The 25868-nt window shown below is 48.1% G+C and carries 22 protein-coding genes; 12 read left to right on the top strand and 10 right to left on the bottom strand.

Going from position 1 to position 25868, the window contains the following annotated elements; genetic code table 11:
* The 3 genes from cyoC to cyoA are packed head-to-tail and all read right to left on the bottom strand — an operon-like array spanning position 1 to position 3435.
* A complete protein-coding gene (cyoC, locus tag HYX48_05075; protein ID MBI2743273.1) occupies positions 1-600 on the bottom strand; it encodes a cytochrome o ubiquinol oxidase subunit III in 600 nt (199 codons plus the stop codon).
* Positions 597-2591 carry a cytochrome o ubiquinol oxidase subunit I gene (gene cyoB, locus HYX48_05070; protein ID MBI2743272.1) on the bottom strand — a complete coding sequence of 665 codons (1995 nt, stop codon included), beginning with the start codon at positions 2589-2591 and terminating at the stop codon, positions 597-599. The genes cyoC and cyoB overlap by 4 nt, the downstream gene beginning before the upstream one ends.
* The gene (gene cyoA / locus HYX48_05065) at positions 2581-3435 is read right to left on the bottom strand and encodes a ubiquinol oxidase subunit II (protein MBI2743271.1); all 855 of its coding nucleotides are present in this window, start codon (positions 3433-3435) and stop codon (positions 2581-2583) included. The genes cyoB and cyoA overlap by 11 nt, the downstream gene beginning before the upstream one ends.
* A 164-nt stretch (positions 3436-3599) precedes the next feature.
* Between cyoA and HYX48_05060 the strand changes: the two genes are divergently transcribed.
* Positions 3600-5156, top strand: a complete 1557-nt coding sequence (locus HYX48_05060) for a hypothetical protein (GenBank protein MBI2743270.1) — start codon at positions 3600-3602, stop codon at positions 5154-5156.
* 10 nt (positions 5157-5166) lie between these two features.
* Positions 5167-6645 carry a hypothetical protein gene (locus tag HYX48_05055; GenBank protein ID MBI2743269.1) on the top strand — a complete coding sequence of 493 codons (1479 nt, stop codon included), beginning with the start codon at positions 5167-5169 and terminating at the stop codon, positions 6643-6645.
* A 129-nt stretch (positions 6646-6774) separates the two neighbouring features.
* On the opposite strand, the gene HYX48_05050 is transcribed toward HYX48_05055, so the two are convergent.
* A complete protein-coding gene (locus HYX48_05050) occupies positions 6775-8301 on the bottom strand; it encodes an endonuclease/exonuclease/phosphatase family protein (GenBank protein ID MBI2743268.1) in 1527 nt (508 codons plus the stop codon).
* A gap of 136 nt (positions 8302-8437) precedes the next feature.
* Between HYX48_05050 and HYX48_05045 the strand changes: the two genes are divergently transcribed.
* Both HYX48_05045 and HYX48_05040 read left to right on the top strand, forming a co-directional pair.
* On the top strand, positions 8438-9721 hold the full coding sequence (locus HYX48_05045; protein ID MBI2743267.1) for a hypothetical protein: 1284 nt from the start codon (positions 8438-8440) through the stop codon (positions 9719-9721).
* Positions 9711-10868 carry an MFS transporter gene (locus tag HYX48_05040; protein ID MBI2743266.1) on the top strand — a complete coding sequence of 386 codons (1158 nt, stop codon included), beginning with the start codon at positions 9711-9713 and terminating at the stop codon, positions 10866-10868. The genes HYX48_05045 and HYX48_05040 overlap by 11 nt, the downstream gene beginning before the upstream one ends.
* Here the strand turns inward: HYX48_05040 and HYX48_05035 are convergent.
* Positions 10855-11223: a VOC family protein gene (locus tag HYX48_05035; GenBank protein MBI2743265.1), complete on the bottom strand. Its 369-nt coding sequence runs from the start codon at positions 11221-11223 to the stop codon at positions 10855-10857. The genes HYX48_05040 and HYX48_05035 overlap by 14 nt on opposite strands.
* Positions 11216-12400 carry a glycosyltransferase gene (locus HYX48_05030; GenBank protein MBI2743264.1) on the bottom strand — a complete coding sequence of 395 codons (1185 nt, stop codon included), beginning with the start codon at positions 12398-12400 and terminating at the stop codon, positions 11216-11218. Before HYX48_05030 ends, HYX48_05035 begins: the two co-directional genes overlap by 8 nt.
* A 75-nt stretch (positions 12401-12475) precedes the next feature.
* Between HYX48_05030 and HYX48_05025 the strand changes: the two genes are divergently transcribed.
* Positions 12476-13213 (top strand): SDR family oxidoreductase, encoded by a 738-nt coding sequence (locus HYX48_05025; protein MBI2743263.1) that lies wholly within the window; start codon positions 12476-12478, stop codon positions 13211-13213.
* Positions 13214-13452: 239 nt separating this feature from the next.
* Here HYX48_05025 and cydB read toward each other — a convergent pair whose 3' ends face one another.
* The 3 genes from cydB to HYX48_05010 all read right to left on the bottom strand — a co-directional run bounded on the left by cydB (position 13453) and on the right by HYX48_05010 (position 17265).
* Positions 13453-14484 (bottom strand): cytochrome d ubiquinol oxidase subunit II, encoded by a 1032-nt coding sequence (cydB, locus tag HYX48_05020; GenBank protein MBI2743262.1) that lies wholly within the window; start codon positions 14482-14484, stop codon positions 13453-13455.
* Between the two features lie 3 nt (positions 14485-14487).
* A complete protein-coding gene (locus tag HYX48_05015; protein MBI2743261.1) occupies positions 14488-15855 on the bottom strand; it encodes a cytochrome ubiquinol oxidase subunit I in 1368 nt (455 codons plus the stop codon).
* A 630-nt stretch (positions 15856-16485) separates the two neighbouring features.
* On the bottom strand, positions 16486-17265 hold the full coding sequence (locus HYX48_05010) for a glycosyltransferase family 2 protein (protein MBI2743260.1): 780 nt from the start codon (positions 17263-17265) through the stop codon (positions 16486-16488).
* A 70-nt stretch (positions 17266-17335) separates the two neighbouring features.
* Between HYX48_05010 and HYX48_05005 the strand changes: the two genes are divergently transcribed.
* The 6 genes from HYX48_05005 (at position 17336) to HYX48_04980 (ending at position 24360) form a co-directional block, all read left to right on the top strand.
* Positions 17336-18376 (top strand): guanosine monophosphate reductase, encoded by a 1041-nt coding sequence (locus tag HYX48_05005; GenBank protein MBI2743259.1) that lies wholly within the window; start codon positions 17336-17338, stop codon positions 18374-18376.
* Between the two features lie 34 nt (positions 18377-18410).
* Positions 18411-19652: an HD domain-containing protein gene (locus HYX48_05000; protein MBI2743258.1), complete on the top strand. Its 1242-nt coding sequence runs from the start codon at positions 18411-18413 to the stop codon at positions 19650-19652.
* Between the two features lie 32 nt (positions 19653-19684).
* Positions 19685-20938 (top strand): hypothetical protein, encoded by a 1254-nt coding sequence (locus tag HYX48_04995; GenBank protein MBI2743257.1) that lies wholly within the window; start codon positions 19685-19687, stop codon positions 20936-20938.
* 1 nt (position 20939) lies between these two features.
* On the top strand, positions 20940-21824 hold the full coding sequence (locus tag HYX48_04990) for a hypothetical protein (protein ID MBI2743256.1): 885 nt from the start codon (positions 20940-20942) through the stop codon (positions 21822-21824).
* 92 nt (positions 21825-21916) lie between these two features.
* The gene (locus tag HYX48_04985; protein ID MBI2743255.1) at positions 21917-22639 is read left to right on the top strand and encodes a hypothetical protein; all 723 of its coding nucleotides are present in this window, start codon (positions 21917-21919) and stop codon (positions 22637-22639) included.
* A gap of 47 nt (positions 22640-22686) precedes the next feature.
* Positions 22687-24360 (top strand): NAD-dependent malic enzyme, encoded by a 1674-nt coding sequence (locus tag HYX48_04980; GenBank protein MBI2743254.1) that lies wholly within the window; start codon positions 22687-22689, stop codon positions 24358-24360.
* Positions 24361-24545: 185 nt separating this feature from the next.
* On the opposite strand, the gene tpx is transcribed toward HYX48_04980, so the two are convergent.
* Positions 24546-25049: a thiol peroxidase gene (tpx, locus tag HYX48_04975; GenBank protein ID MBI2743253.1), complete on the bottom strand. Its 504-nt coding sequence runs from the start codon at positions 25047-25049 to the stop codon at positions 24546-24548.
* 141 nt (positions 25050-25190) lie between these two features.
* Between tpx and HYX48_04970 the strand changes: the two genes are divergently transcribed.
* Positions 25191-25754, top strand: a complete 564-nt coding sequence (locus HYX48_04970; protein ID MBI2743252.1) for a hypothetical protein — start codon at positions 25191-25193, stop codon at positions 25752-25754.
* Positions 25755-25868 lie beyond the last annotated feature (114 nt).

Genomic DNA, 25868 nt, shown 5'->3' with positions numbered 1-25868 from the left:
TTACTCTATTACTCCCATCAGGTAGACAATTGTGAAGATAAAGATCCAGATCACATCTAGGAAGTGCCAGAACATTCTGAGGCAGGAGAGTCTGCGGAAGACGGTCTCTGTTACGCCGCGCTGCATCACCTGAAACATCATGACGGCCATCCAGATAAGACCTACTGTGATGTGAAGGCCGTGCGTGCCTACTAGTGTAAAGAAAGCAGAAAGAAAGGCGCTTCTCTCCCAGCTATTTCCTTCACGAACAAAGTGCGCGAACTCGCTAACTTCGAGATAGAGAAAGGTCGCACCCAGGATGAATGTCGCAATGTAGCCCAGCATCAGCTTTGTCCTGCTTGTATGAGCTGCAAGCATGCCAAGGCCGCACGTAAAGCTGCTCAGCAGTAGAACAAGAGTTTCTGCAAGAACAAAGGGAAGGCTAAAGAGCTCTTTGCCGGAAGGCCCGCCAGCTGTGCCCTTGTGCACAACAGCGAAGGTGGCAAAGAGGGTTCCAAAGAGAATGCAGTCGGTTAAAATGTAGACCCAGAAGCCAAAGTTGGTCTTATCGTAGACCTCTTCAGATAGATGGGAAGATAGGGAGTGTGCCGTTTCTTTCATTGACCACCTCTTTTTGATAGCTCCATCTCCGCTCTTTCAACTTCATGCGCGGGAATTGTGTACTCATAATCATCATTGCAGAGGCGCACGATGAGACAGATGACTGCTCCCACGAGGCTTACGATGGCAAGCCAAGTGATGTACCAGACGAGTGCGAAGCAGAGGGTGAGTCCGAATCCTCCGATGATGATTCCGGCAGGGCTGTTCTTCGGCATGTGGATATCCTCATAACGAGGCTCCTCAGGATTTGTCGGCTTGTTCAATTTATCATACCAGTAGGAGTCGTGATCGGAGACTTGAGGTGTGATGGCGAAATTGTAGAGCGGAGGAGGGGAGGAGGTTGCCCATTCGAGCGTTCTGCCATTCCATGGGTCGCCTGTTGTGTCTAGATTCTGTTTGCGCTCTTTTATGCTCACATAGAGTTGAAGGAGCTGAAATCCAATTCCAAGAGAAACAAGAGCGACTCCGACTCCTGCGATTGCAAAGAGGGGAAACCAGCCAGTCGAGGGGTCGTAGTGGTCGAGACGTCTTGTTGCGCCCATGAGTCCCAAAATATAGAGGGGGAGGAAGGCGAGGAGGAATCCGACGATCCAAGAGATGCTGGCGTACATTCCCCACTTCTCATTGAGCTTAAATCCCGTCATCTTGGGGAACCAGTAGGTAATGGCAGCAAAAACACCAAACAGAACGCCGCCGATGATCACCGAGTGGAAGTGAGCAATAAGGAAGAGGCTGTTATGCACCTGGAAGTCGACGGGTGCAATCGACATCAGAACCCCTGCCATTCCTCCCACTGAGAAGGTAAGAACAAAGCCGAGAAACCAGACAACGGGGGTGGTAAAGAGGATGCGCCCTCTATACATCGTGAAGAGCCAGTTGAAGATCTTCACCCCTGTAGGAATTGCGATGAGCATCGTCATCACACCAAAGAAGGCGTTGACGTTCGCACCTGCACCCATTGTGAAGAAGTGGTGCGCCCAGACGATAAAGGAGAGAAAGACGATGATGCCGATTGCCCAGACCATCGAAGCGTAGGCGAAGATGCGCTTCTGTGAGAAGGTGGCAACGAGCTCGGAGAAGACACCAAAGGCAGGTAGAATCAAGATGTACACTTCGGGATGGCCCCAGGCCCAGATAAGGTTGATGTACATCATCGGATTGCCGCCCATATCTGGCGTGAAGAAGTGCATCCCCAGATATCTATCGAGTGTAAGCAGGCCAAGCGTTGCAGTCAGAATAGGAAAGGCGAAGAGAATGAGAACGAGACATCCTAGCATGCTCCATACAAAGACGGGCATCTTCATGAATGTCATGCCCGGACAGCGCATCTTAAAGATCGTCGCGAAGAAGTTGATCCCCGCAAGTAGACTTCCAATCCCTGCAATCTGCACGCTCCATATCCAGTAGTCGACTCCCTCGCCCGGGCTATACTTTAGTCCCGAAAGGGGAGGATAGGCAACCCAGCCTGTAGCAGAGAAGTCGCCGATGATCATCGAACCCATCAGAAGCATTGCGCCAGCAGCAAAGAGCCAGTAGCTTACAGAATTCAAAAAGGGGAAGGCGACATCGCGCGCGCCGATCTGCAGCGGAATGATCCAGTTCATTAAAGCAAAGATCGATCCCATTCCCACGAAGAAGATCATTGTGGTGCCGTGCGCTGTAAAGATCTGCTGAAAGTGGTCTGCAGTTAAGAGTCCTTCTGCACCACCTAAAGCTGTCACCTGCTGAAAGCGCATTAGTACAGCATCAGAGACTCCTTTCAGGAGCATGACGATCGCGACGAGTAGATACATGATCCCGATCTTTTTAGGATCGAGGGAGGTGAGCCACTCTCTCCAGAGCCACTTCCAGCGCTTGGTGTAAAATAGAAGAGCCACAAAAAAAACGAGGCCCAGTACAACAGAGACGCTTGCGCCAGTCTGTATTGCATCGTGTTTAAAAGCGTGAAGAGTCAGTCGTCCAAATAGCGTACTGTAGAGTTCATTTGACATATTTCATGATTATCCGTTGGTAGAGATCCTCTTCTTTTAAAGAGTAGGAGGCTACTGGGTTATTTTCGCTCGGTTCTACAAGCTGCGTATACTCATCAAACGTCAGGACCTTTTGTGAAGCTTTAGCCGATGCGACCCACTGGTCAAACTCCTCTTGAGTAGACGCCTTTGCAGTGAAGGTCATTCCCGCAAATCCGCGTCCGCTTAAGTTGGCAGAGGAGCCTCTAAATGTGCCTGGCTCGCTTGCGATCAGATGCAATCTGCTATCCATTCCCGGCATCGCATAGATCTGACTTCCCAATTGAGGAATCCAGAAGGAGTTCATCGGAGCGTCAGCCGTGATCTCAAAGTTTAAGGGGGTCTTCTCTGGGAAGTGGACAAAGTTCACAGTGGCGATATTCTGATCTGGATAGATGAAGAGCCACTTCCACTGTAGAGCAACAACTTGTATACGCAGCGGCTTATTCTCATGAACAAGAGGTCTAAATGGATCGAGCTCGATGCAGCTCTTCCAGGTGATCACGCCAAGGGCAATCACGATTACGAGGGGAACGCCCCACCAGATCGACTCGATCAGATGGCTCTTATCCCAATCTGGAGAGTAGGTGGCCTTCTTATTGCTCGCCCTGTATTTCCAGATGATATAAATCGTCAGAACAAACACCGGAATCACCACGATCAGCATCAGCCAGGTGGCCGTAAAAAAGAGGCTGCGCTCGGCATCGGCAATGGCCCCTTTAGGGTCTAAAACCGCTAGCTTTGACTCATAGAGTAGCCACATGCCCCAGAGCAGAGATCCAACTACAAACACTAGAAGAAGGGTAAACTTAAATTTTTTCTGCATAGATTTCTCCTTTTACACAACCCGATTTCTTCTGTATAGAAAAAATTTCCGCCCCTTTAACGACAACTAAAAAATTTAGCATGTGTTTGCTAGTCTTTATGTTTGTTTTTATACTTAATTTTCTATAAAATTTATGACACTAAAACACTACTAGAGAGAATTAAATGTCATTAACAATTGGTACGAAACAGGCAGTTCTCGAAGACAGAAATATGATGGGAACGATCATCGCCTTCAACCCATCTGCCAAACAGCTCGCTGCTATGAGCTGCGTTGCCAAAAAATGGAAGGCGGCTGTGGAGAGAACCTTTCCATTAACTCTTGTTCGTCTCATGGACTGTTCAAGAGTCCGCGTGCTTGAGGCAGGTCCAAATATTAGTACCTGGCGTGGTTTTCATGAGGGCGCAATTATGGGTAGTGGGCATGGCGATCTCTGGAATCCTCGCCACCCCGCAGTTGGCCGCGACTTTTTTTATAATGTCTGGAGTCACATGGCAACGGTGGCGCCAGTGCTTTCAATAGATAGGGGTGTTGTGGGAATTGCAGCAGGTAGCGATAGAATCCATCCCATCCATGCACTTGCAGGACACATGACAGTTTATGATCTTCAGAGAGATACATCTGTATTGACAGAAGAATTAAGTAATGGAAGAGCCCCGGTTGTGGTGAACAGAGATGGAGTCATAACGCTAAGAGACTACCAAGCTGGCTACTCCTCTTTTTCCCAAAACGCAGAGGGGGTCTGGAGCCGCGCCGAACACAGAATAGCTCTTCCTGAAGAGACCTATCGCTATTTAACCTATGAGGGTCAAACGGTTATTACCCGGCGTGACCTTCGTCAAGTCGAGATTCTGGACCAGAATCTGACCTCGCGGCTCACTTTACAGGATCCGGAGATGGATGCGGGTGATGCTCAGCGCGGCACACAGCACAGCTTTGCTTTTAGCGGCAACCATCTTGTGATCCCCCTTACAGGCAATAGATTGCGCGTCTACGCGTTAGAAGAACAAGGAGCAGGAGAGCCTCTTATAGCAAGACTCGTTTCTACAACTGAACCTTTTGAAGAGACATTCTATTTTGTGCGTATTCAGGGATCTAAAATTGTTTCTGTTTTTGAAAATGGCACAGCTCAACTCGTCGATGCACTTGCAGGAGAGAGAGGAGCCTATCTACCTATCGACTGGGGTGATCTTCCCGAAACTGTAGTGGGAGCATCGAATGGTGCTATCGAGCCTCGCCGCAAGATCATCATGGGGCGCTACTTGGATCAGAACAAGATCGCTCTTACGTTAAATACAGGAAGCCTACAGGTCTTTAACATAAGCAGAAGTGAGATTTCAAGACATAGCTTGAATGTTACTGGACACTCAAACATCACTAATTTGGCACTAAAGAATGACTTTATCGCAATCTCGAGAGAGCAGCTTGTAAATGGAAAGACGAAGTGGTTCGTCGAGCTCTGGAACTGGCGCCTCTGCCAGAAGCTTCGCTCCTGGGATTTCAAAGATCCGGTCTACAGCTTGGCTCTCGACATCACAGCCTCACGATCAGATATAGTCGTCGGCATCTCTGGCGGCGAGACGCGCCTCCTCTCCTCCGAAACCCGCAAGCTCACCACCGTCGAGCAGACAGTAGAAACCGTCTGGGAGTGCATCTGCTCCTTCTTCGAAGGCATCTACAACTGCCTGCGCGACTGCTTCAACTGGCTCGACAACTTCTAAGAGAATATAAATGGCACTCCCTCCTACAGCCCGCACTTCAGTTCTGTCCAATTCAAGCATGCTAGGAACTATTGCCCTCTTTAATCTCGCTCCGGAAGAATTAGCTAAGATGCCATGCATCAGCAAGTGCTGGAAAGCTGCAATCGAGCGCCACTTTTCTACAAGTCTCGTGCGCCTCTTGGGCTGCTCAAGAGTTCGGGTGATCGTTTCTTCGAGTTTCCTTGAAGAGGGTCTAATGTTTCAAAGAATACGAAGCCTTATTGGAATTCGAGATCTTTGGAGCCTGCAAGACCCAGGCACCCAGCAGCAATTTCAGTATTATCAATCTTTTATGAGAAAGACTACTCCTGTTCTTGCCATAGATGGGAGCGTTCTTGCGATCGCAGGTGGTGGCGATTTTCGTGGTCAACAAATGAGAAATCTAACTATCTACAGTCTAGAAAGCGACAGGCAAGTATTCACGCATGAGCTCCAAACGAACTCACTACCACAACCATTGGTCTCTAATGGCTCCGTATTACTACATGATTCGGTAACGGGTCTTTCTACTTTTTCTGAAAATGCTGCCGGGGTTTGGAATCGAACGGCTCATAGAGAAAATATTCAAGGAGATCTTTCTCTTTGCATCACAGAAGGGGATAGAGCAATTGTTGTTCGTCAAGATCCTCTACGTGTTGAGGTGTTAGATAAAGATCAAACTCTTCTTTGCGCCGTGTATGATGCTGAGATAGACACCCGACCTGCCACACCTTGTTTTGCACTTAGCGGCTCGCTTCTTACTCTTCCTCTTATAAACAATAGACTGCGCGTATATGCCCTGGAAGGGCAGACAGCGAAACTTATCTCTACTACCGAGCCTTTTATTGAGACGCTTTTGAGTGCTCGCATCCAGGGATCTACGATTTTTACTCTGCTTGCAAATGGTAGAGCTCAACTCTTAGATGCGAAGACTGGAAGGAAGTGGAACGATCTACTTATTGACTGGGAAGATCTACCTGAGGAGTTTCGAAGAATAGAGATGTTAAGTTACCTAGATGAGAATAAGATCGCACTCGCTTTAAATACAGGAAGCCTTCAAATCTTTGACCTGAGTAAAAGCCCGATTACACGCTATACACTAAAAGTAACGGGACAGTCGCGCATTACAAGCATGTCATTACAAGCTGATTTTATGGCTCTTTCCCGATTGCGTAATGAAAACACAGGGGAGAGTTGGCGAGTAGAACTCTGGAACTGGCGCTTGGGCCAGCGCCTACGCTTCTGGGACTTTCAGTATCCAGTGGAAAATTTGGCCCTAAAAATTACTCCAACAAGGGCAGATCTAGCCGTCGGCATCTCTGGCGGCGAGACGCGCCTTCTCTCCTCCGAAACCCGCAAGCTCACTACCGTCGAGCAGACAGTAGAAACCGTCTGGGAGTACATCTGCTCCTTCTTCGAAGGCATCTACAACTGCCTGCGCGACTGCTTCAACTGGCTCGACAACCTCTAAGAAACTTTTGGAGTGCGGCGACTCGGCGCCGCTTTTCTCGAGATCGACCTGGCGATCTCTCTTAGGGAAAATCGACAAGTCGATTTTAAGAAAAGCGGCGCCGAGTCGCCGCACTCCAAAAAGATAAGATCAGAGAGATTTGGGATTCACTCTTGTCACAAGGCCGTTATGGTCGCTGATGGCGTGTTCGGGTCTTGAGATCTCATGCATCTGCAGGATGCTGGTGCTTATCTCATACTGGTGGCAGACATTCTCCTTATTACATAGAGGCAGAGATTTGAGAAGGAGGGCGTAGTCCAAAATCTCAAAATTCGGAGTAATCTCCTTGATCGCACCACGAGACGCTAAGAGGTAGTTGGTGAAGTAGTCGGTGCAGGTTCCATTCGCTTCAGATATGTGCCCTTGATTCTTGTTATAATCGTCGTGGAAGTATTTTTTTATTATCGCCTCTCCTGGCTCGTCTGAGCCAAGAGGGATATTTAAGTCTCCACAGAGGAAGAAGGGGATCTCCTGCTTCTGCGCATTAAATTCAGTTTCCATTCTCTCTAGAAGTTGAGTGAGCTGGGAGGCGCGGATTTCAGGAAAATGCAGATAGTTTAGCGATTGAAGGTGTGTTGTAAAGATATGCGCTACCGGTTCATCTCCATTCTTTAAGATGAAATCAAAAAAGCCGTAGTTCATCGGAAAGCCGGCGGCCTTAAAAAGGGTGAACTCTGGTTTTTCAATGGCGTATTTGCTTGCGACAAAAAGGCCGCTAGGTAGACCTAGGGTACTAAGTGAAAAGCCCAAGAAGCGCGGGCCAATTGCAGCATAAAAGTGTGTGTATCTGCCTTTTAGCTTCTCATAAAGAGCATAGGAGGCGTCCTCAGCATGTACCTCCTGCAGACAGACGACGTCGGCATCGGCGGATAAGATCTTATCTCCGAGCGTCTGAACTCGTTTCTGCCAGGGGAGAAAGACCCCTCCAAAAATATAGGGAAAGTCGCCTGGCACAAAGCAGGTGTTAAGAGTTAAAATTGTAAGGCCGCTTTTAACCTCTTCTGCACTCGCCATTTTTTCAGGAGTTTGGCTTTTTAAATAGATGAAGGGCTTCTTCTCCTGTTTAGCATTCTGATCTAACAGCATCCGAAACTTCACCTGCTCTGCTTGTGTCAGAGAGTCTTTTACCCCTTCGCAGCTGTTAAGAAGGCAGGAGATCTCGTAGTTTTGATAGGGAGAGAGGGGCTGCTCGCTTCCAATAGCTTTCTCTGCGTAATTTAATATCGAACGGAAGAGCTCAGGGTTTTGAATGAGTGACTTAGAGAGGAAGCTCTGATGATCCTGTATAGCTTGCTGCGCACTTGCTTTAGACGGTAGATCTGTGCCAGCAACGAAGGTGAGCATACCGAAATCGGTGATAAGGTCGTTTGCAAGGCGATTCCAAGGGCGAAGCATCGTCTCTGGCGTCTGGCTCTCTCTGGGAGTGGAAGCTAGCTTGCTGAGGGTATGCTGGATCTTCTCTTGGGAGTGTTCAATATATTTTGCGACTTCATTTGAAGTGGTAGGAATAGGAGTCAGCTCATCCGATTTTATTGCGAGAAGCGCAATCGGAAAGAGGAGCGTAGCGCCGACTATAGTTTTGAGAAGTTTAGGCGAACGTAGGAAATCGCGATTCATAAGCTCCTTGAGAGGTGTAGAATTTTTCGCAGAATAAGAATTTGTCTAATTTATTGATAGCGTTCTTGACGCATTTCATCTCCTGTGGCACAAGATCTTTAATGAAAAAAATATTTGCCAAAGGTTGGGAGATCTTATGAAAGCTGCATCTATCTTATTCTTAAGTTGCACACTGGTCTACTCTCTATCGGCAGAAGAGACTAGCCTTCTTCTTGTGGAAGAACCTCAAGTCTCCTACGAGGAGCTTATGCAGCTTTTTGACGAGCAGAAGCCAGCTCCAGCTGCTACCAAGAAAATTGAGGAGAAGCAGGAGTATCTCATTGTAGTTGAGGAGCAGCCTGAACCTAAAATTGAGCAAGAACAGCAGCCTGTTGTTGCAAGGCCAGCTCCTAAACAGACGCATCATAAGAGGTGGCTTGCAGATGCAGAATTTCTCTACTGGAAGGTAAACAAGGGAAACACCTACTACGCTATCAAAAGAGAAAATCTATTTCCGATGGATGTTAACAATTCAGACAGCGAAATTGTCGGCAATATTTTAGGGGAGATGGAGCGCCCGGATATGGATCTCACTCCAGGAGTTCGCGCATCTCTCGGCTACCGCTTTGATCGAGATGCTTGGGAGCTTTCAGCCGCCTACACCTATTATAAGACGAGTAAGTCAAACCATGAGAGCATCAAGTTTCCGGGTGGAGATGATCAGCTGTTCGAAACCCCAAATGTGATCGTGCCGGCATTTGATATCGTACTACATGGCTATGCGAGCGACGTCTTCTCAAAGATCAAATTCGGCTACATGATCGAAGATCTAAGACTTGCTAGACTATTTAAATTAACGCCCTATATCGATCTGCGCTTCTACTTCGGCCTGCAAGGAGCCCAGATTTCGCAGAAGTGGGATGTGGATTTCGCCTTTCTTCAAAATCCGACCTTCGCCAAGATTCTGGACAAAAACAAGCTCAACTGGTCTTTCAAAGGACTTGGGGGAAACATAGGATTCGATACCTCATGGCGCTTTTGGAGAGGGCTTGGATTTCTCACAAAGGCATCTTTCTCTGCTCTGTACGGAATTCATAAGACGCGCCTACTCGGGGAGAGCAATAATAATAACTTTGAAACAGATCCAGGACATTTCGACCTTATTGCTGATTCAAGGGCGATCGATCATCGTCCCATCTATGCTGCGCAGTTCGCTTTCGGCCTCTCTTGGGCGCAGAACTTCAATCGGGTAAATGCAAAGATCTTTGCCTGCTACGAGTCGATCACCTGGTGGAACCTTAATGGAGACATCTTTACTCAATCTTTCCCTGGCAATCCCACTGCGAATCTCGATGGACCCAATGCATCGCACGCTCCAATCGTTAATGATACGCCATTTAATCTTTCAGGATTAACAGCAGGGGTCCTTTTTGAGTTCTGATCTCAGAAAAAATGCCCTGAAGTTTATCATCTTTTTGGGAGTGGTGAGTCTGTTTGCTGACATCACCTACGAAGGAGCTCGAAGTATCACGGGTCCCTACCTCTCAATTTTAGGAGCAACTGGTGCTGCCGTCGGTACAATTGTTGGGATCGGCGAGCTCGTTGGTTATGGTTTTAGGGCAATTTCTGGTTATATCAGCGATAAGACGGGACGCTACTGGACACTCACTTTTATTGGCTATGCGATCAATCTTCTTGCAGTGCCGCTTCTGGCGTTTGCAAACAACTGGAAGGTAGCTGCCCTTCTTATTGTTGCCGAGCGTTTTGGCAAAGCGCTGCGCGCGCCTGCACGTGATGCGATGCTCTCATATGCTACTAAACATACCGGCAGGGGATGGGGATTTGGATTACATGAATCTCTCGATCAGATCGGAGCAGTTCTAGGACCCTTGATCATCACCGCAATGCTCTTCTTTAATGAGAGTTACAAAGTTGCATTTGCAGCTCTTTCCATTCCTGCACTACTCGCACTAATTACACTATATCTCGCACAGAGATCCTTTCCGAATCCCCGAAAGATGGAAGCAGAGACTGCGCCTCTTAAAACTCAGGGGCTTAATTCAAAGTATTGGGTCTATCTTCTAGCAATCGGCCTTGTAGCAGCCGGCTATGCCGACTTTGCGCTAATCGCCTACCACTTTCAAAAATCATCATCGGTACCAGGCGCTTGGGTTCCATTTTTCTACGCCGTGAGTATGGGTGTTGGAGGGCTGGCAGCGCTAATCATGGGCAGGCTCTTTGACAAGAGGGGAATTGCCACCCTCGCGGTCGTAACTGGAGTTTCCGCGCTTTTTGCGCCGCTCGTCTTCCTGGGAGGCTTTTATGCTTCTCTCATCGGGATGGTCTTTTGGGGGATTGGCATGAGCTCTCAAGAGTCGATCATGAGAGCTGTGATTCCACTGCTCGTGCCTCCCAATAAGAGGGGTTCAGCTTATGGAGTGTTAAACCTCGTATTTGGTGGATTCTGGGCAGTCGGGAGTGCGATTATCGGTATTCTTTATGACGTTTCGATCATTTACGTGGTCGCCTTCTCCCTGCTTGCACAGCTAGCTGCTATCCCGCTCTTCTTAAAGCTCAAGAACTACTAGAGAGACAGAAGCTGTTATCATCAGGATCTTTAAAGAGGGCAAAAGTCCCCCAAGACTCCTCTTTTGGGGGCATGATGAATGTAACGCCCTTGCGGCTTAGCTCCTCATAGGTCTTTTTAACATCGTCGCATGAGAAGACGATGTTCGAGAATGTGCCGATTCGATTCTCATGGCCATCAGGAGTAAAAAGGACGATCTGCGTCTGAGCTCCTGGGATTTTTAGTTCGATCCAGCGCTGGCTCTCTCCAAATGGCACGTCGCAGACCACCTCAAAGCCAAGTTTTTTTGTGTAGAACTCTAAGGCCTTGTCTTGATCTTTTACGGCGATGGATGCGTGTTTTACAGCTTTAATCATGTCTTATTCCTAAGTTTTTCTTTGCCAGTTCGCAATTTGCGATTACATGGGGTCTAATTTCTGCAGGCAAGTTGGGGTTGGCTAGAAGCTGCATACAAGCTTGTAGTCCCTCCTGGAACTTTCCAGAGAGAAGCGTGCAGTTTGCAAATTCAATAAGAAGGGCGTAGTCGTAGGTCATATATTCTACGCACACATCGTAAGTAGGGTAGGGGATAGTGAGGGCATATTTTGACAGGAGATATCCAAGTAGAAAATTCCCTTTTTTTCGATAGATGGTTGCAATGCGAAAGAGAGGCTCAGCTCGCGTCGGACGACACTTGTAGGCTTTGAAAAAGCTCTCAATTGCGGGATCTAGCTCTTCTAGCTTCTCTTGAGCAAGTCCTAAACTATAGAAGGAGCGATAGGTCTCTTCAGGATCAGGGCTCTGCATCGTAACCCGCTTCTCAAAAGCGAGCTTTGCCAGCTTATACTCATCCGCTGCAAGGTAGCTCTGTCCTAGAAAGTAGGCATAGCGGCTATTGTCCGGTTCAGTTTTGAGTGCTTTTTCAAGCACTTTTGCATCTTTCAGATACTTCTCTTTTTGGGGAATTTTAGACCGTGCACCTACTGCTGCATTGCAGATATTGATCACGCCATTTAATAGCCCGTAAGTTTTGGCTTCAGGAGTCTCGATGACCTCATGAAGAACGCCTCGCCATTTCCAATTGAGATGGTTATTTACAAGTCCCGTGCGCTTCACGTCAGCAGCTCCCAGTTGCCGAACTGTGATGTGATAGTAGTCCTTATCTAAACTTGGAAGAGAGAAATCTTTGGAATACTGAAGAATTTCATCGGCATCAATTAGAAGAAGGTAGTCAGCTTTACCTTTTGCGAGCTGCAGCGCCTCATTGCGGTTGTGAGCAAAGTCCACCCACTTACGTTCATGAAGCTCTCCAGGAATATCCTTCATGAATTTTTTCACGATCTCTTGTGTGCCATCTGTTGAACCTGTATCTACGATCACCCAGTAGTCGATGATATTTTTTACTGAGCCTAGACACCTCTCGATGACATCTCTCTCATCCTTGATGATCATGTTTAAACAGACTCTCTTTTTCTCTGGCAGCTCTTTTTGAGCACTTATTACGCCAAAGATGGGAAGTAAAAAAAGGAGAAGCAGGCTAATTGTCTTTTTCATGAGAAGCGGCTGGATTAATTTTACATAAAAAAATAGTATGAAGAGCAGATTTTTACAACCAAAGAAATTGCACTTATGGACTTGAAACTGCAGGGAAAAAAGGTGCTTGTTCAAGGCTCGTCAAGCGGGCTTGGATTTGCAATAGCACAAGCATTCGCAAATGAGGGCGCGCAAGTTGCGATCTGTTCCAGAGATAAGGAGCGGGTTATGAAAGCCGCCAAAGAGATTCCGGGAGCAACGGGCTTTGTTTGCGACTTAGACCAGAAGGGTGCAGCAGCTGCTCTTGTTAAAGATGTGGCCGCCAAATTCGGAGGAATAGATATCTTGGTTACAAATTCGGGCGGCCCTCCAAAAGGTCTTTTCACCAATCTTTCAGCTGCGGATTGGCAGCAAGGGTTTGAGAGGCTCTACTTAAGCGCTATTGAAAGCATCTCTGCTGCACTGCCATTCATGAGAGAGCAGAAGTGGGGAAGAGTTCTCATGAGCACTTCGACAGCAGCTAAAGAGCCCATTGCAAAACTGACTGTTTCAAATAGCCTTCGTTCGGGGCTTCTTGGTCTGATGAAGAGTCTTAGTCAAGAGGTTGCTGTCGAGGGGATCACAGTAAATGCTCTACTTCCTGGCTACACACGCACCGAGAGGCTTGCCGAGCTTGGAGCTGCAGAGAAAGACCTGATTAAAGAGATTCCAGCAAAGCGCCTTGGTGAGCCAGAAGAGTATGCTGCCCTGGCCATCTTCCTAGCCTCCCACCAAGCTGCCTATATCACCGGACAAGCCATCGCTTGCGATGGCGGCCTCATCAAAGGCCTCTAACAAGAGCGCGCAGAAGAGGAGGAGGCCTTCGGCCTGGCCCGCGGGAAGCATGGACTAAAATGGACAGGAAACGGACGAGAACGGACAGTAAATGGACAAGCGGGCAAGAAAGAGAGAAAAGAGAGTCTCTTTCTTTGGCGCGTGTCCTTTTTTTGTCCGTTTCCTGTCCATTCTCGTCCATTTTTGTCCAAGCTTCCCAGCGGGCCGGGCCGAAGGCCCCTCTTCCTCCGAGCGCCTCTTTAGTAGCTCATGTGGTCGAGGCGGACCTTGCCGTGGAAGACGCGGTAGAGGTAGGAGAAGTAGAAGAAGGTGAGGGGGAAGCCAGCAAGGGCAACAATGGTAAGCACCGTAAGCGCGAGCTTAGAGGCAGAGCCATTAAACAGGGTAAGAGAGTTGACCGCTGGATCGATAGTTGAGTAGACGATATAGGGAAAAGTACCGATCACAAAGAGCGTAAGTAGCAGACAGATAGAGAGACATGAGGCGATAAAAGCCCAGCCGTCGAATCTCTTCTTTACGAAGTGCGGAATCGCGCAGATCGAAGCAAAACTGAGGAGCGCGAAGATTCCGAGAAGCGGCCTTTCGATAATCGGTTTGGTCATATGGGGAACATAGACAAATGTAGCTGCAGTGACAGCAGCCCAAAAAACCAGAAAAATTACAATCAGACGCTTTACCCAGACTCTAATGCGGTTGTAAAACGCGCCCTCAGTTTTCATTAATAGATAGACGCTTCCATGCATCATAAAGAGGGAAAGAGCGAAGAGCATCACAAGAACAGGGTAGGGTCTAACAAGACCGAATGTGCCTCCAACAATATTTCCCTGAGCATCCAGAGGCAATCCATCGATCAAGTTTCCAATCATGAGACCGAACACGAGCGCTAGGAGAATAGATGCAAAAAAGAAGCAGAAGTCCCAGGCGCGTCTCCAACCAGGAGCCTTCTGTTTGCTTCTAAATTCCACTGCGGCTCCGCGCAGCATAAAAGCAAAAATAAGCAGCATGACAGGTGTATAAAGCGGCGGCATAATTGTGGAGAAGATCTTTGGAAATCCAGCAAATAGAACGCCGCCGCCAATCACAATCCATGTCGCATTTCCATCCCAAACTGGGCCGATTGCATTTAACATCAACCTGCGCTCCTGGTCTGTACGGGCAAAGAGGTGAAGAGAGCCCACTCCAAGGTCGAAGCCATCGAGAGTTGCGTAGGCTATGACCGCTCCGATAAAGACAAAGTAGATGATGTACTGTAGAACTTCCAGGCTAAACATATCTTACTCCTTGTCGGTTTTAAATGGATCGCGGTAGGGCATCTGCTCTTCTTCTACGTTGGGACCATGGCGAACCTTCTGGTCCAACAAGTATAGAAACAGGAAAAAAAAGAGGAGGTAGAGGAAGACGAACATCGTGAGAGATCCGATCATCTGTCCTTTGGTAATTGCAGCAGAAAAGGCGTCTTTTGTCTTCAGCAGCTTATACACTGTCCAGGGTTGACGCCCCATACAAGCGGTAAACCAACCAGAAATATTAGCTATCTGCGGAAAGAGAACTGAGAAGACGAGAAAGCGCATCACGAATTTATTCATCATCCAGCGATTCTTCCACCACATATAGACGCCTGTGATTCCAGCCAAGAACATGAGCACCCACATGATGATCATTAGATGGTACATCTGAAAGACAACTGGGACATTACACCACTGATCTTTTGGAAACTCTTGTAATCCCGGCACCGGCTTTTCGAAGTCACGGTAGGTCATAAAGCTAAGCAGTCCAGGAACTCCAAAGCCGTGAACCTTCTCATTTTCCATGTCCACCCAGCCAAATAGATATGCGGGTGTGTAGGGTTTTGTTTCAAATACGCCTTCTAAAGCGGCAAATTTTTCTGGGTTATGTTTCGATACTTTTTCAGCAAGGTGGTCTGCAGAGATGAGTTGTAGTATTGTCGAAATAAAAGTAATTACAATCGCAACTTTCATTCCTTTTCGAGCAAAATCGATATACTGCTTTTTCATCAGGTAGTAAGCAGAGACGCTCAAGACGAGGAGGCCGCCTGTCATCCAGCAGCCAAGAAGAACGTGTGTAATGTGGCTCATGTTGGACGGGTTCAGAAACATCTCCCACCAGTTTGTTACCTCGGCCACTGTGACGCCATCTGGCTGTGTGACTAGCCGATAACCTGCTGGCGTATGCATCCAGGAATTGGCACTTACGATCCAGATCGCGCTAAAGTGTGCGCCAAGCGCTACCATGATGGTTGAAAAAAAGTGGACTTTGGGTTTTACACGATTCCATCCGAATAGAAGGATTCCCAAAAAGCCCGCTTCGACTAGAAAAGCGAAGAAGCCCTCTGCTCCGATCACGCTGCCAAATACATCACCTACGAAACGCGAGTAGCGTGCCCAGTTTGTTCCAAGAGAAAATTGAAGGGGAATGCCAGTTCCAACTCCAAGCGCGAAAGTGAGAGCAAATACCTTTAGCCAGAACTTCGTGAGCTTCTCCCAGATCGGATCTTTCGTCTTAAGATACATTCCCTCCATCATGATCATGGCAATCGAAAGTCCGATGCTTAAAGGCGGGTAGATGTAGTGAAAGGTGAGTGTGAATGCAAACTGAATCCGCGAAAGAATTTCGACATCCATGAGAACCTACACGAAATAATTTAGTGCGCTTCACCATACTGCAAAGAACTTTTTTAGTCGAAACATACCGTCATAAAAATTCCTTCTTAATAGGAATGAGTATATTTAAATGTAAAGCGGCAAGAGAGACATGTCGGGTTGCCTAGGAGATAGGCCTTCGGCCTTCTCTCGAAGCCCCCCAGCGACCCCTTGCGCTTCATGCGAAAGAAGGGGATCGGGCACGGGCACGCACACGGGCACGTTCACGAAAGAAAGACGGGAGAGAAGAATCGGACCCGCTCTTCTCTTTGCCTCTCTTTCGTGAACGTGCCCGTGTGCGTGCCCGCGCCCGATCTTCTCTTCCCTCTCTTTATCTACAACTGCGACTGGACGCGAAAGGGGCCCCGCAACTCGAGACGTTAGTCCAGCGGGGAATGAGCGCCTAGGGGCAGCCGATCGCTTCAGATCGCACAGCAAAACCGTAGCACAGAAAAGCCGGCCAGGCGTACAGGGTAGGGCAGTGGCCCACTCTGTTTTCGAGCACACGGTTTGGCAAAGCGAGGTGAAGCGCAAGGTGGTCGCGGGAGGTGTGGCGGAGCGCACACCATCCGACATGTCTATCTTACCTACAAGTAAAGCATACTTAAAAAATTATAAGGATTTTTCGTTAGAAAAATCTCTACCGCAGCGGGCTTTTTGTTGGGCTTCGGCGAGCTTGAGGTATTTGTAGAGGGTGGTGTGTGCGTTGTAGAGGGAGATGATGAGACCTTCGCGTCCGGCAAGAAAGCCGCGCTTAAAGATGTAGCTCTTTACAAAGGCCCACCAGCTGTGCGCAAGAGCAGATCCGAAGCTCGCGCGTTTACTGTTTTTGTGCTGAATTGCAAAGAGAGAGGAGTAGCTCTGCATCTTTGTGAGAAAATCGCCAATCTGCAAATAAGGGAAGTGAAGAAGTGGGTTTTTTAGAGTTATCTTTTTTAAATCTGCGTGCATGACCTTCTCATGAACTTGAGCATTATCAAAAGAGGTCTGCTTTCGATTATACAAACGGACTACATAGTCTGGATCCCAGCCGCTGCACCCTTTGATGCGCTTACCTGAGAAAAAGTTGTGACGCCGAATTTCATAGACGTGGATTGGATCCAGCTTTGAAGAGAGAATTTCGGCTGAGAGCTCGGGCGTAACCTGCTCGTCGCTGTCGATAGAGAGGATCCAATCATAAGAGGCGAGATTCGATGCAACATTGTGCGTTGGTCCAAATCCGATGAACTCGCCGTTATGAATACGCACATTGGAAAAATTTTTAGCAATTTCAAGTGTGCTATCGGTAGATCCAGAATCATAAAGAAGAACTTCAGGAAAGCTCGAGAGCGACTCCAGAGTCTTCTGGAGTGTCGCTTCGCCATTTTTGACAAGAATTGTTACGCTGATCATATAAATCACTCTAGCATATCTATGTTAAAATTGATACTCTTGGCCTAAAAGTCCAAATTCAAGAAAAACTATGAAAAATGTCTTCTCCTTCCCTAAAGCCTATACTTTTGACGATATTGCACTAGTACCTCAGTTTAACAACGTCCCATCCAGAACCGAACCTGTGCTAGAGACCTGGCTCACCAAGAATCGAAAAATTCAGATCCCCCTGATCTGCGCCAATATGGATACTGCGATTAGTGAAAATCTCGCAGATCTATTAATTGAAGAGGGGAGTCTGCCCATCTTTCACCGCTTTACCGATTTCGAGATCCAGAAGAAGTGGGTAAAAAAGTATGGAGAGAACACCTTTATCTCATGTGGAATTCAGAAGCTGGATGAGACGCGAAAACTCCTAGATCTCGGAGCTGCTGGTGTCTGTATCGACGTTGCCCACGGCCATTCAGACCGTATGTTTGAATTTATTCATGAGCTCAAGCGGACCCATCCCGACAAAGAGATCATCGCGGGCAACGTCTGCACAGCGATGGCCTACCACGACCTGGTGAACGCGGGCGCAGATGCAGTTAAAGTGGGCGTGGGCCCTGGCGCTGCCTGCACAACGCGCATGGTCACCGGTTTCGGCGTTCCTCAATTTACAGCAATCTATGACTGCGCACAGATCGCAGAAAAACTCAGAGTGCCTCTTATTGCAGACGGCGGCATCCGCACTAGCCGCGATCTCGTTCTAGCCTTAGCAGCTGGAGCTAGCACCGTCATGATTGGAAAACTATTCGCCCTGACTGAGGAGAGTGCAGCATCAAAGAGAAAGTCGGATAAATCTCCCACAGGAAGCGAAGCGAAGTTCCGGGGACAGGCGAGTGCCGATTTCCAGAACGACTTTTATGGCGGTCTCAAAGACAAGACAGTAGCCGAGGGCATCGATTTCTGGGCTCCCGTGACGGGAAGTGCGAAGCAGCTCATCCGCGACCTTCTTGGAGGCCTGCGCAGCGGCATGACCTATGGCGGCGCGAGAAACCTTAAAGAACTGCAGAGAAAGGCGGAGTTCGTCGAGGTCACCTCAACCTACATGCAGGAGAGCAAACCTCGTCCAGAGACCCGCCATTTCTAATAAATGAGATTACGCAAGATGTCTAATGATGAAAATGAAACCGAATAGAAAGATCTACGACCCCGTTCATGGTTTTATTCATTTTAATGATCTAGAACGCGATCTAATCGACTCGGCCCCATTTCAAAGGCTCCACTACCTACACCAGCTGGGTATCGCCTACCTCGTCTACCCTGGAGCTAACCACACGCGCTTTGAGCACTCGCTTGGCGTCATGGAGCTCGCGAGCCGCATCTTCGACCGCATCACCTCCAAAGAGACCTTCTCTTGGAAGAAGGAGGATCTAGCCTACTGGCGTCAGATCATCCGTCTTGCAGCTCTCTGCCACGATCTCGGACACCTGCCATTTTCCCATGTTGCCGAAAAGGCGCTGCTCGGAAAAGAGGGGCACGAAGGGTGGACCTTACAGATCATCCGCAGTCCTGCCCTTGAGCCCATCTTTGAGCAGTTGCAGAAGGCCTATCCCGATCGCGACAGCACAAGCGATCTGCTTAAAATGTCTATCGGAGAAGAGAAACTCGCAACCTTCTCTTCAACGAAGGTAGAGTTCTCTCCCTGGGAGCGCGTCCTCTGCCAAGTCATTACAGGCGACTTCTTCGGAGCCGATCGCATCGACTATCTTCTCCGAGATGCCCAGTGCACAGGAGTCTCTTACGGCCTCTTTGACTACCATCAGTTAATTGAGATGCTCTGCATCGTTCCTTCAAAAAACTCTTTAGAGCTTGGCATCGAAGAGAATGGAATCGAAGCTTGCGAAGCGCTCCTGCTTGCTCGCCACTTCATGCACAAGCGGGTCTATCAGTACTCTTCAGTAAAGGCCTACTCGTTCCACCTCTCCGGATTTATGAAGGCGATCGCAGCCCAGCAGGGGCTTTTTCAAGACCTTCAGAGCTACCTATCCCTCACAGAAAATGAGATTCTCACCGCTCTACGCAAGGCAGCCGATGATCCAGCAGCTGCAGGACACCAGGATGCCAAAAGGCTTTCACAGCGAAGCGAGCGCTTCCGCGCTGTAAAAATCCCGGATACAATTACCGAGACCGATCTTCAAAAGATCAAAAAAGAAGTTAACGTCCCTGATGAGGCCGTGGTGTGGGAGCTCTCAAAAAAGAAGGCCCAGCCCTACCGGCTCACCTTTCCCGTGCTCACAGCAAAGCAGACGATCACCTCTGCAGAAAACTGCTCCGAAATTGTAATTCCCTTAGGAGCAGCGAATTGGCTCTATATCTCACCTGAGCATGAAGAAAAATTTTGCAGGTTGTTAGAAATGCTTTAGAGCATTTTTTTCTAATCAGCTATACTCGCTCCATGTTTCAAGCCCTAAAAAAAGAAATTAGCAGTTTTTCAGGCAGAGAGCTCCTATTCATCATGAGCGCCATGCTCTGCAGCTTCCTCATTGCTGCTGACTACGCGATCATACGTCCTGTTAGCAACTCGCTCTTCATTTTTTCTTACGGCTCCAGCTTCTTCCCCTACGCCTGGCTGGCAACTGTTCCCTTGAATCTTCTCGTTGTCTACCTCTACAGCCGCTTTTTGCCGCGTTTTGGCTGCCTCAAGATGTTTCTCATTATCGCGCTCATTATTGGCGGCGGCAACCTCTTCTGCGCACTCTTTATTAAAAAGATCTCAATCCTTCCTTTCATCTTCTACATCTGGAAAGAGATCTACATCCTTCTGATGTTCCAGCAGCTCTGGTCGGTTATTCACTCAACGATCGATACAAAAAGAGCCAAGTATCTGTACGGGATTATCTTCGGAATCGGCGGAATTGGAGGGGCTTTAGGAAGCCTCGTTCCCGGCTTCTTGGCAGTGAAGTTCGGCTCAGAAAACCTCCTCTTCTTCTCTCTGCCGATCTACGCGCTCCTCTTCTACTTCTTCATGCAGTTTTTAAAGCGCAGCTCAATCAGCGGAGAGATCCAGAAAGAGATGCCCGTAAAAGACGCATTTGAAGCTGTCAGAAACATCCGAAGCTCTCCCTTTCTGCTCTTTATTCTTCTTATTGTCATCTTCATGCAGATGTCATCTACGCTCATCGACTTTCAGTTCAACTCAACACTTGAACAGAACATCTTGGGCAAGGACCTACGCACCGAGTATACGGGGCGTATCTTAAGCATCGTCAACCTCATCACGATAGGCCTACAATTTGTCGGCTCTTATCTCCTCGTTCAATTCCTTGGAATGCGCCTCAGCCACTTCGCCATTCCCGCGCTCCTCTGCCTTAATGCTGCAGCGTTCCTCATCACACCCGCCTTCGGCGTGATCTCCTTCTCCTACGTGACCATTAAATCTTTCGATTTCTCTCTTTTTAATATCATCAAAGAGATGCTCTACATCCCTCTTAAAACCGATGAGAAGTTTAGAGCAAAGGCATTTATCGATATCTTCGCTTACCGCTCTGCGAAGGCCTTCGCCTCCTTTCTCATCCTATTTTTACAATTTGCCGCAGGCACTTCGCTTCTCAGTTGTATTAGTTGGGGAGTGCTGCTCCTCTTTATCGCCTGGGGCATTACGGTGATTAGACTCATGGAACGGGATCCGATTAAAGAAAAAGGGCTATAATATGACACAACAACCACGACCGATGAATGGCAAAGTCCTTCAAAATCCTACGTCGCAACAAGGTCCAGCTGGGCCCTCAAAACCGAGTGGTGCAGAGGGGCTTCCCGCGGTGAGAGATAGCCTAGGTTCTGCCGCACTAGATGCTTCTGGAAGCGAACCCTCCTCCCCGGGCTTTTGGGATTCAATTGCGAGCTTTTTTGCCGCGATCTTTAACTGGTTTCTTAGCCTTTTCGGTTTTGGAGAACAGCCACCGGCCGCATTTGATTCACCACCTGCCACCACTTCACCAGTTTTAACTGAGCCTCTTCCTGAACCTGCAGTTAGAATCGAGAAACCGAAGGTTGCAGCGGCAGCAGCAGCTGCTGCCCTGCCAGAGCCTGCAGTCAGAATCCCGATGCCAATTGCGATGCCCAAGGCCCCATCAGCCACAGGTGGTAACAGTGAAGAGAGGAAAGCACCTGCAAAAGTAGTTGAGCAAGAAAGAAAGCAGCTCGAAGTAGAAGTAGAGGACGACTCGGAGACTATCACTCCAATTCAAACAGCAGGTGTTTCTACTAACACAGCTCAGACCATGAATCTAAAAGAGTTTATTGATAAGTGGAGCGTGCATCGAGAGAACTGGTCGATGTATGAAGAGGGGAGCGAGTATCTAGCAGATTTTAGAAAATTACCCCCACATATCCAGTTACAGATAGAACAAGAGCTAACCCTTAACCGCTGGAAAGGCAAGGTAAAAACACAGGCCGATGAGCTTGCCGCGCAAAGCGGAACTCCAGGGAGATCTCTCGGAAAATTAGGAACGGCTTTTGAAATTCAAATGCGCGAAAACCCTCCTTCTGACGCTGATATTAAATATTTCCTTGAAGTCTTAACAGGCGAAAAATAAAACTAAATATTTAAATATTATATAATTAATTGTGCAGTTGATCTCTCTTATAATTTTTGATATTATAGACGAGATCAATATAGGTATTACTTATGTCAACACCTCCTATCCGGGGAGCTTCTGGAGCCCCAATAGCTCCACCAGCTCAGCCTCAGTTAAATGGCGGCTCTAATCCCGCACCTCGCGCACCCGATTGCCTAACTTCAATGAGTAGCGAGTGCGAAAGCTGCTGCTGCAGCTGCTTGGAAGCCTGCTACAACTACTTAATAGACTTTCTCAAAGCGGCTTTGGGGTGCATTCTATCCTGCATTTTGGGCGAAGAGCCTGCTCCAACGAGTGAGCTTCCCGAGGTTAAGCAGAGTGGACCTATCATCGAATGGATCTCCAATCCAGAAAATCAGATGTTAGTAGAAGGAGAGGAGCGCCAGAACCCTACTCAGTTAAATGAGTTTGTAAGTAAGTGGATCACAAAAAGAGCATCAATGCAATGGACAGATGTATCGCGTAGAGAGTTCGCTAGAGACTTCTCTCAATTGTGTGAACCTCTACAAACGCGCATGCAGAATATCTATAGAACTCCTAAGTGTCCCAGTAACTATGAAGAGCGCGCGCTTATGAAAGAGTATTTTAACAGAATAAGCAACTCAGACGCTTTAAGAGCACGGGCCTCCATTGATGGACAATTTAATCTTAACGCTGCAATCAAGCTTGCGCTACATATGATACTGGAAGAGAGAACTCCCTCAAATCACTTCGTTTTCCAGATATTAAACTTTGAGCTGCCCTACGCCGAAGATCAGCTAAAGCTGAATTAAATTCAGTAAGCTGATAAAGAAGAGAGTAACAACTCTTTTTTATCAGCATGAAAAAAACAGCTCTCTCTATTGAACCCGAACAGATCCTCTCAACTCCCTTTCTAAATAAGGGGAGCGCCTTCACTCAGCAAGAGAGAGATGAGCTCAAACTTCACGGCCTCATTCCCTACCACATCTCCACGATTCAAGAGCAGGTGATGCGGCGTTATGAGAACTTCTGCGCTCAACCCGATGCGATCTCGCGCTACACCTTCCTTACTTCGCTTCAAAATCGGAATGAGATTCTCTTCTACAGATTGGTTAGCGAGCATATCAGTGAGATGCTACCTCTCATCTACACTCCAACGGTAGGCCATGCCTCTCAACACTTCAGCGTTCTCTACCACGAGGGGCGAGGTCTCTATGTCTCCTACCCGCTCAAAGATAAAATTCCCGAGATCATCGCGCGTCTACCTGAAGATGAGGTTGATATCGTCGTCGTCACGGATGGAGAGAGAATTCTCGGATTGGGAGATCTTGGAGTAGGGGGGATGGCGATCCCCGTTGGCAAGCTTGCACTTTACACCGTTTTTGGCGGCATCAAACCGACGCGTACTCTGCCCGTTCACCTCGACGTAGGAACCAATAATCCCGATCTCCTTAAAGATCCACTATACCTTGGCTGGCGCCACAACCGCATCTCGGGGAAAGAGTATGACGAGTTTGTAGAGTGCTTTGTACAGGCCCTTAAAAAGCGCTACCCGCGAGTACTGCTCCAGTGGGAGGACTTTGGCAGGGAGCACGCTCATCCTCTCCTAGAACGCTACCGCGACACGCTCTCTTCTTTTAATGATGATATCCAGGGAACAGCCTCCACTGTGCTTGCAGCAGTGCTGGCTGCAACACGCGCAAGTGGAAGAAGTCTAAAAACACAGAAGATTGCGATGCTTGGCGCAGGATCTGCAGGTCTTGGCATCTGCAGAGAGCTTCTTGCCGAGATGGTAGAAGAGGGGATGAGTGAGAGCGAGGCGCTTGAGAACTTCTACCTCGTCGACATCGAAGGCCTCATCCATACCAAACTGCAAAATGCCAGAAGCGGGCAGAAAATGTTTGCGCAGAAGCATGAAAAAATAAGCATGTGGAAAGTGAAAAATCCCGCCCATATCTCTCTGCTAGAAGTGGTAGAAAATGCTGAGCCCTCCATCTTAATTGGAGTCTCAACTCAGGCCGGCGCATTCACCAAGGAGATTGTACAGGCGATCTCTCGGGCACACCCTAGACCAATCATCCTTCCACTTTCGAATCCCACCAGTAGATGCGAAGCCCATCCCAAAGATCTGATCGAGTGGACCGATGGGAGGGCGATCGTCGCTACAGGAAGCCCCTTTGAACCCGTCGAATACAAGGGAAAGAGCTATCCCATCGCCCAGTGTAACAACGTCTACATCTTTCCAGGGGTTGGGCTGGGCGTCGTCTCTTGCCAAGCCAGAAAAGTGACCGATAAGATGTTTCTGAAGGCAGCGCGCGTCTTAAGCGACCACGCTCCCATCCTAAAAAATCCCAAAGGTGCACTCTTCCCCGATTTCGAAAGTCTGCGCGCAATCTGCTTTGAGATCGCACTCGGCGTTGCCGAAACTGCGCTTCACGAAGGAGTTGCAAACTCGATCACTCCAGCAGAGCTCAAATCCCGCATCCAAGCAAACATCTGGACTCCCGACTATCCTCTCTACACAAAAGGCTAAGCTTAATTTATAAAATAAAAACAGGATCCGCTTCGCTGGCAAGATCGGTGCTCGCCGCACCGGCAGGATGCCAGAAAATCCGGAATCCTGCCGCTTCTTGTCTTGCAATAGCAAGACCTAAAGCGATCCTGCCAGCGAAGCGGATCCTGTTTTTTACTTTCTTCTCTTTGTTTTTTTCTGCAAAACTATGAGAGGAGAGCTTTGATCGCTTTATCGTAATCTGGCTCTTGAGCAATTTCAGGAACAAGCTCTCGGTAGACCACTTTGTTCTTCTCATCTAGAACAAGTACAGCTCTTGCCGTGATGCCTGCTAGCGGGCCGTCTACGAGAAGAACTCCATAGTTTTTTGCAAAATCCTTCGAGCGCATCATAGACAGTGTGAGGACATTCTCAACTTTTTCTGTTTCGCACGCTCTTTTTTGGGCAAAGGGGAGATCTGCAGAGACGACCATAAATACGACTTCGGGGTGCTTCTTGGCTGTCTCATTAAACTTTTTTGTAGAGAGAGAGCAGACGGGTGTATCCAGGCTTGGGACAATAGAGATCAACTTGCGCTTTCCTTGGAACTCTTTTAATGAACGATCTTTAAGTGAGCTGTCTGTAAGTAAAAAATCTACTGCAACACTACCTTGTGCAGGAAGCTCGCCCGATGTGTGTACAGGGTTTCCTTTCAAAGTGATTTTCGCCATCTTCTTCCTATATGTAAAATTCCTATAAAGAGGAGAGAGTAGAGCATCAAAATCTTTCTTGCAATCACCGATTAAAAAAATTGCATGAATTTAAAGATCGTGTTAAAATCTTGTAAATTTTTTTACGATTGGCTCTTTAACATGAGTAGTAATAGCTCGCTGAAGCTGGAAACAAAAAAGGTGCGCGGTCTCATCTCCGACTCGAAGCAGCCTCTTTTGCAAAAGGCAGTAAGCAGCTTTCGCACACACAAGTTCTTTAGGCTTCCTCAGATCAAACCCTTCAAACAGAAAGAACCAATTTCAAGAAAACAGCTGGTAACAGTCGACCTACTCCACATTGAAGACCAGGAGAGAAAATCTGGCTCCAAGGCTTGGAGCCTAGCTGCGGTTCACGCCCACCAGTGCTGTGCCAGCCAGAAGCATCCAGCTTTCGTCCACCTGCAGCAGCTCATTCAGAAGGGGAGTAAGCTCAATGGAGAGCGGGTCTGCCAGTGGCAGTGCAAAGAGTACCTTATCGTCGCTCGGAAGCTCAAAGCCTTCGTCAAAGAGCAGCTTGAAAAGCCCCTAGATGCTTCAAAAAAACACTCCATCTCTCTCATCGAAGATCACATCACAGAAGCCCAAGCCGAAGAGAAACCAGAAAACCTCTGGGATGAGTTCTCTTCCAAACACTCCTCACAACTCTTCGAAATCCGCCACCCCTAACGCCCTTCTTTCTTTGATTGAGCGCAGCGAAATCCCTGGAGTGCGGTGCTCTGCACCGCCCTAAATTTTTATCAGTTCTGCTCGAAAAGAAATCAGGGCGGTGCAGAGCACCGC

The organism is Chlamydiales bacterium (assembly GCA_016185065.1).
In the GTDB taxonomy this organism is placed as follows: domain Bacteria; phylum Chlamydiota; class Chlamydiia; order Chlamydiales; family Rhabdochlamydiaceae.
Note: the sequence above shows the minus strand (reverse complement) of the source record. Positions and strands in the feature narration are given on the sequence as shown.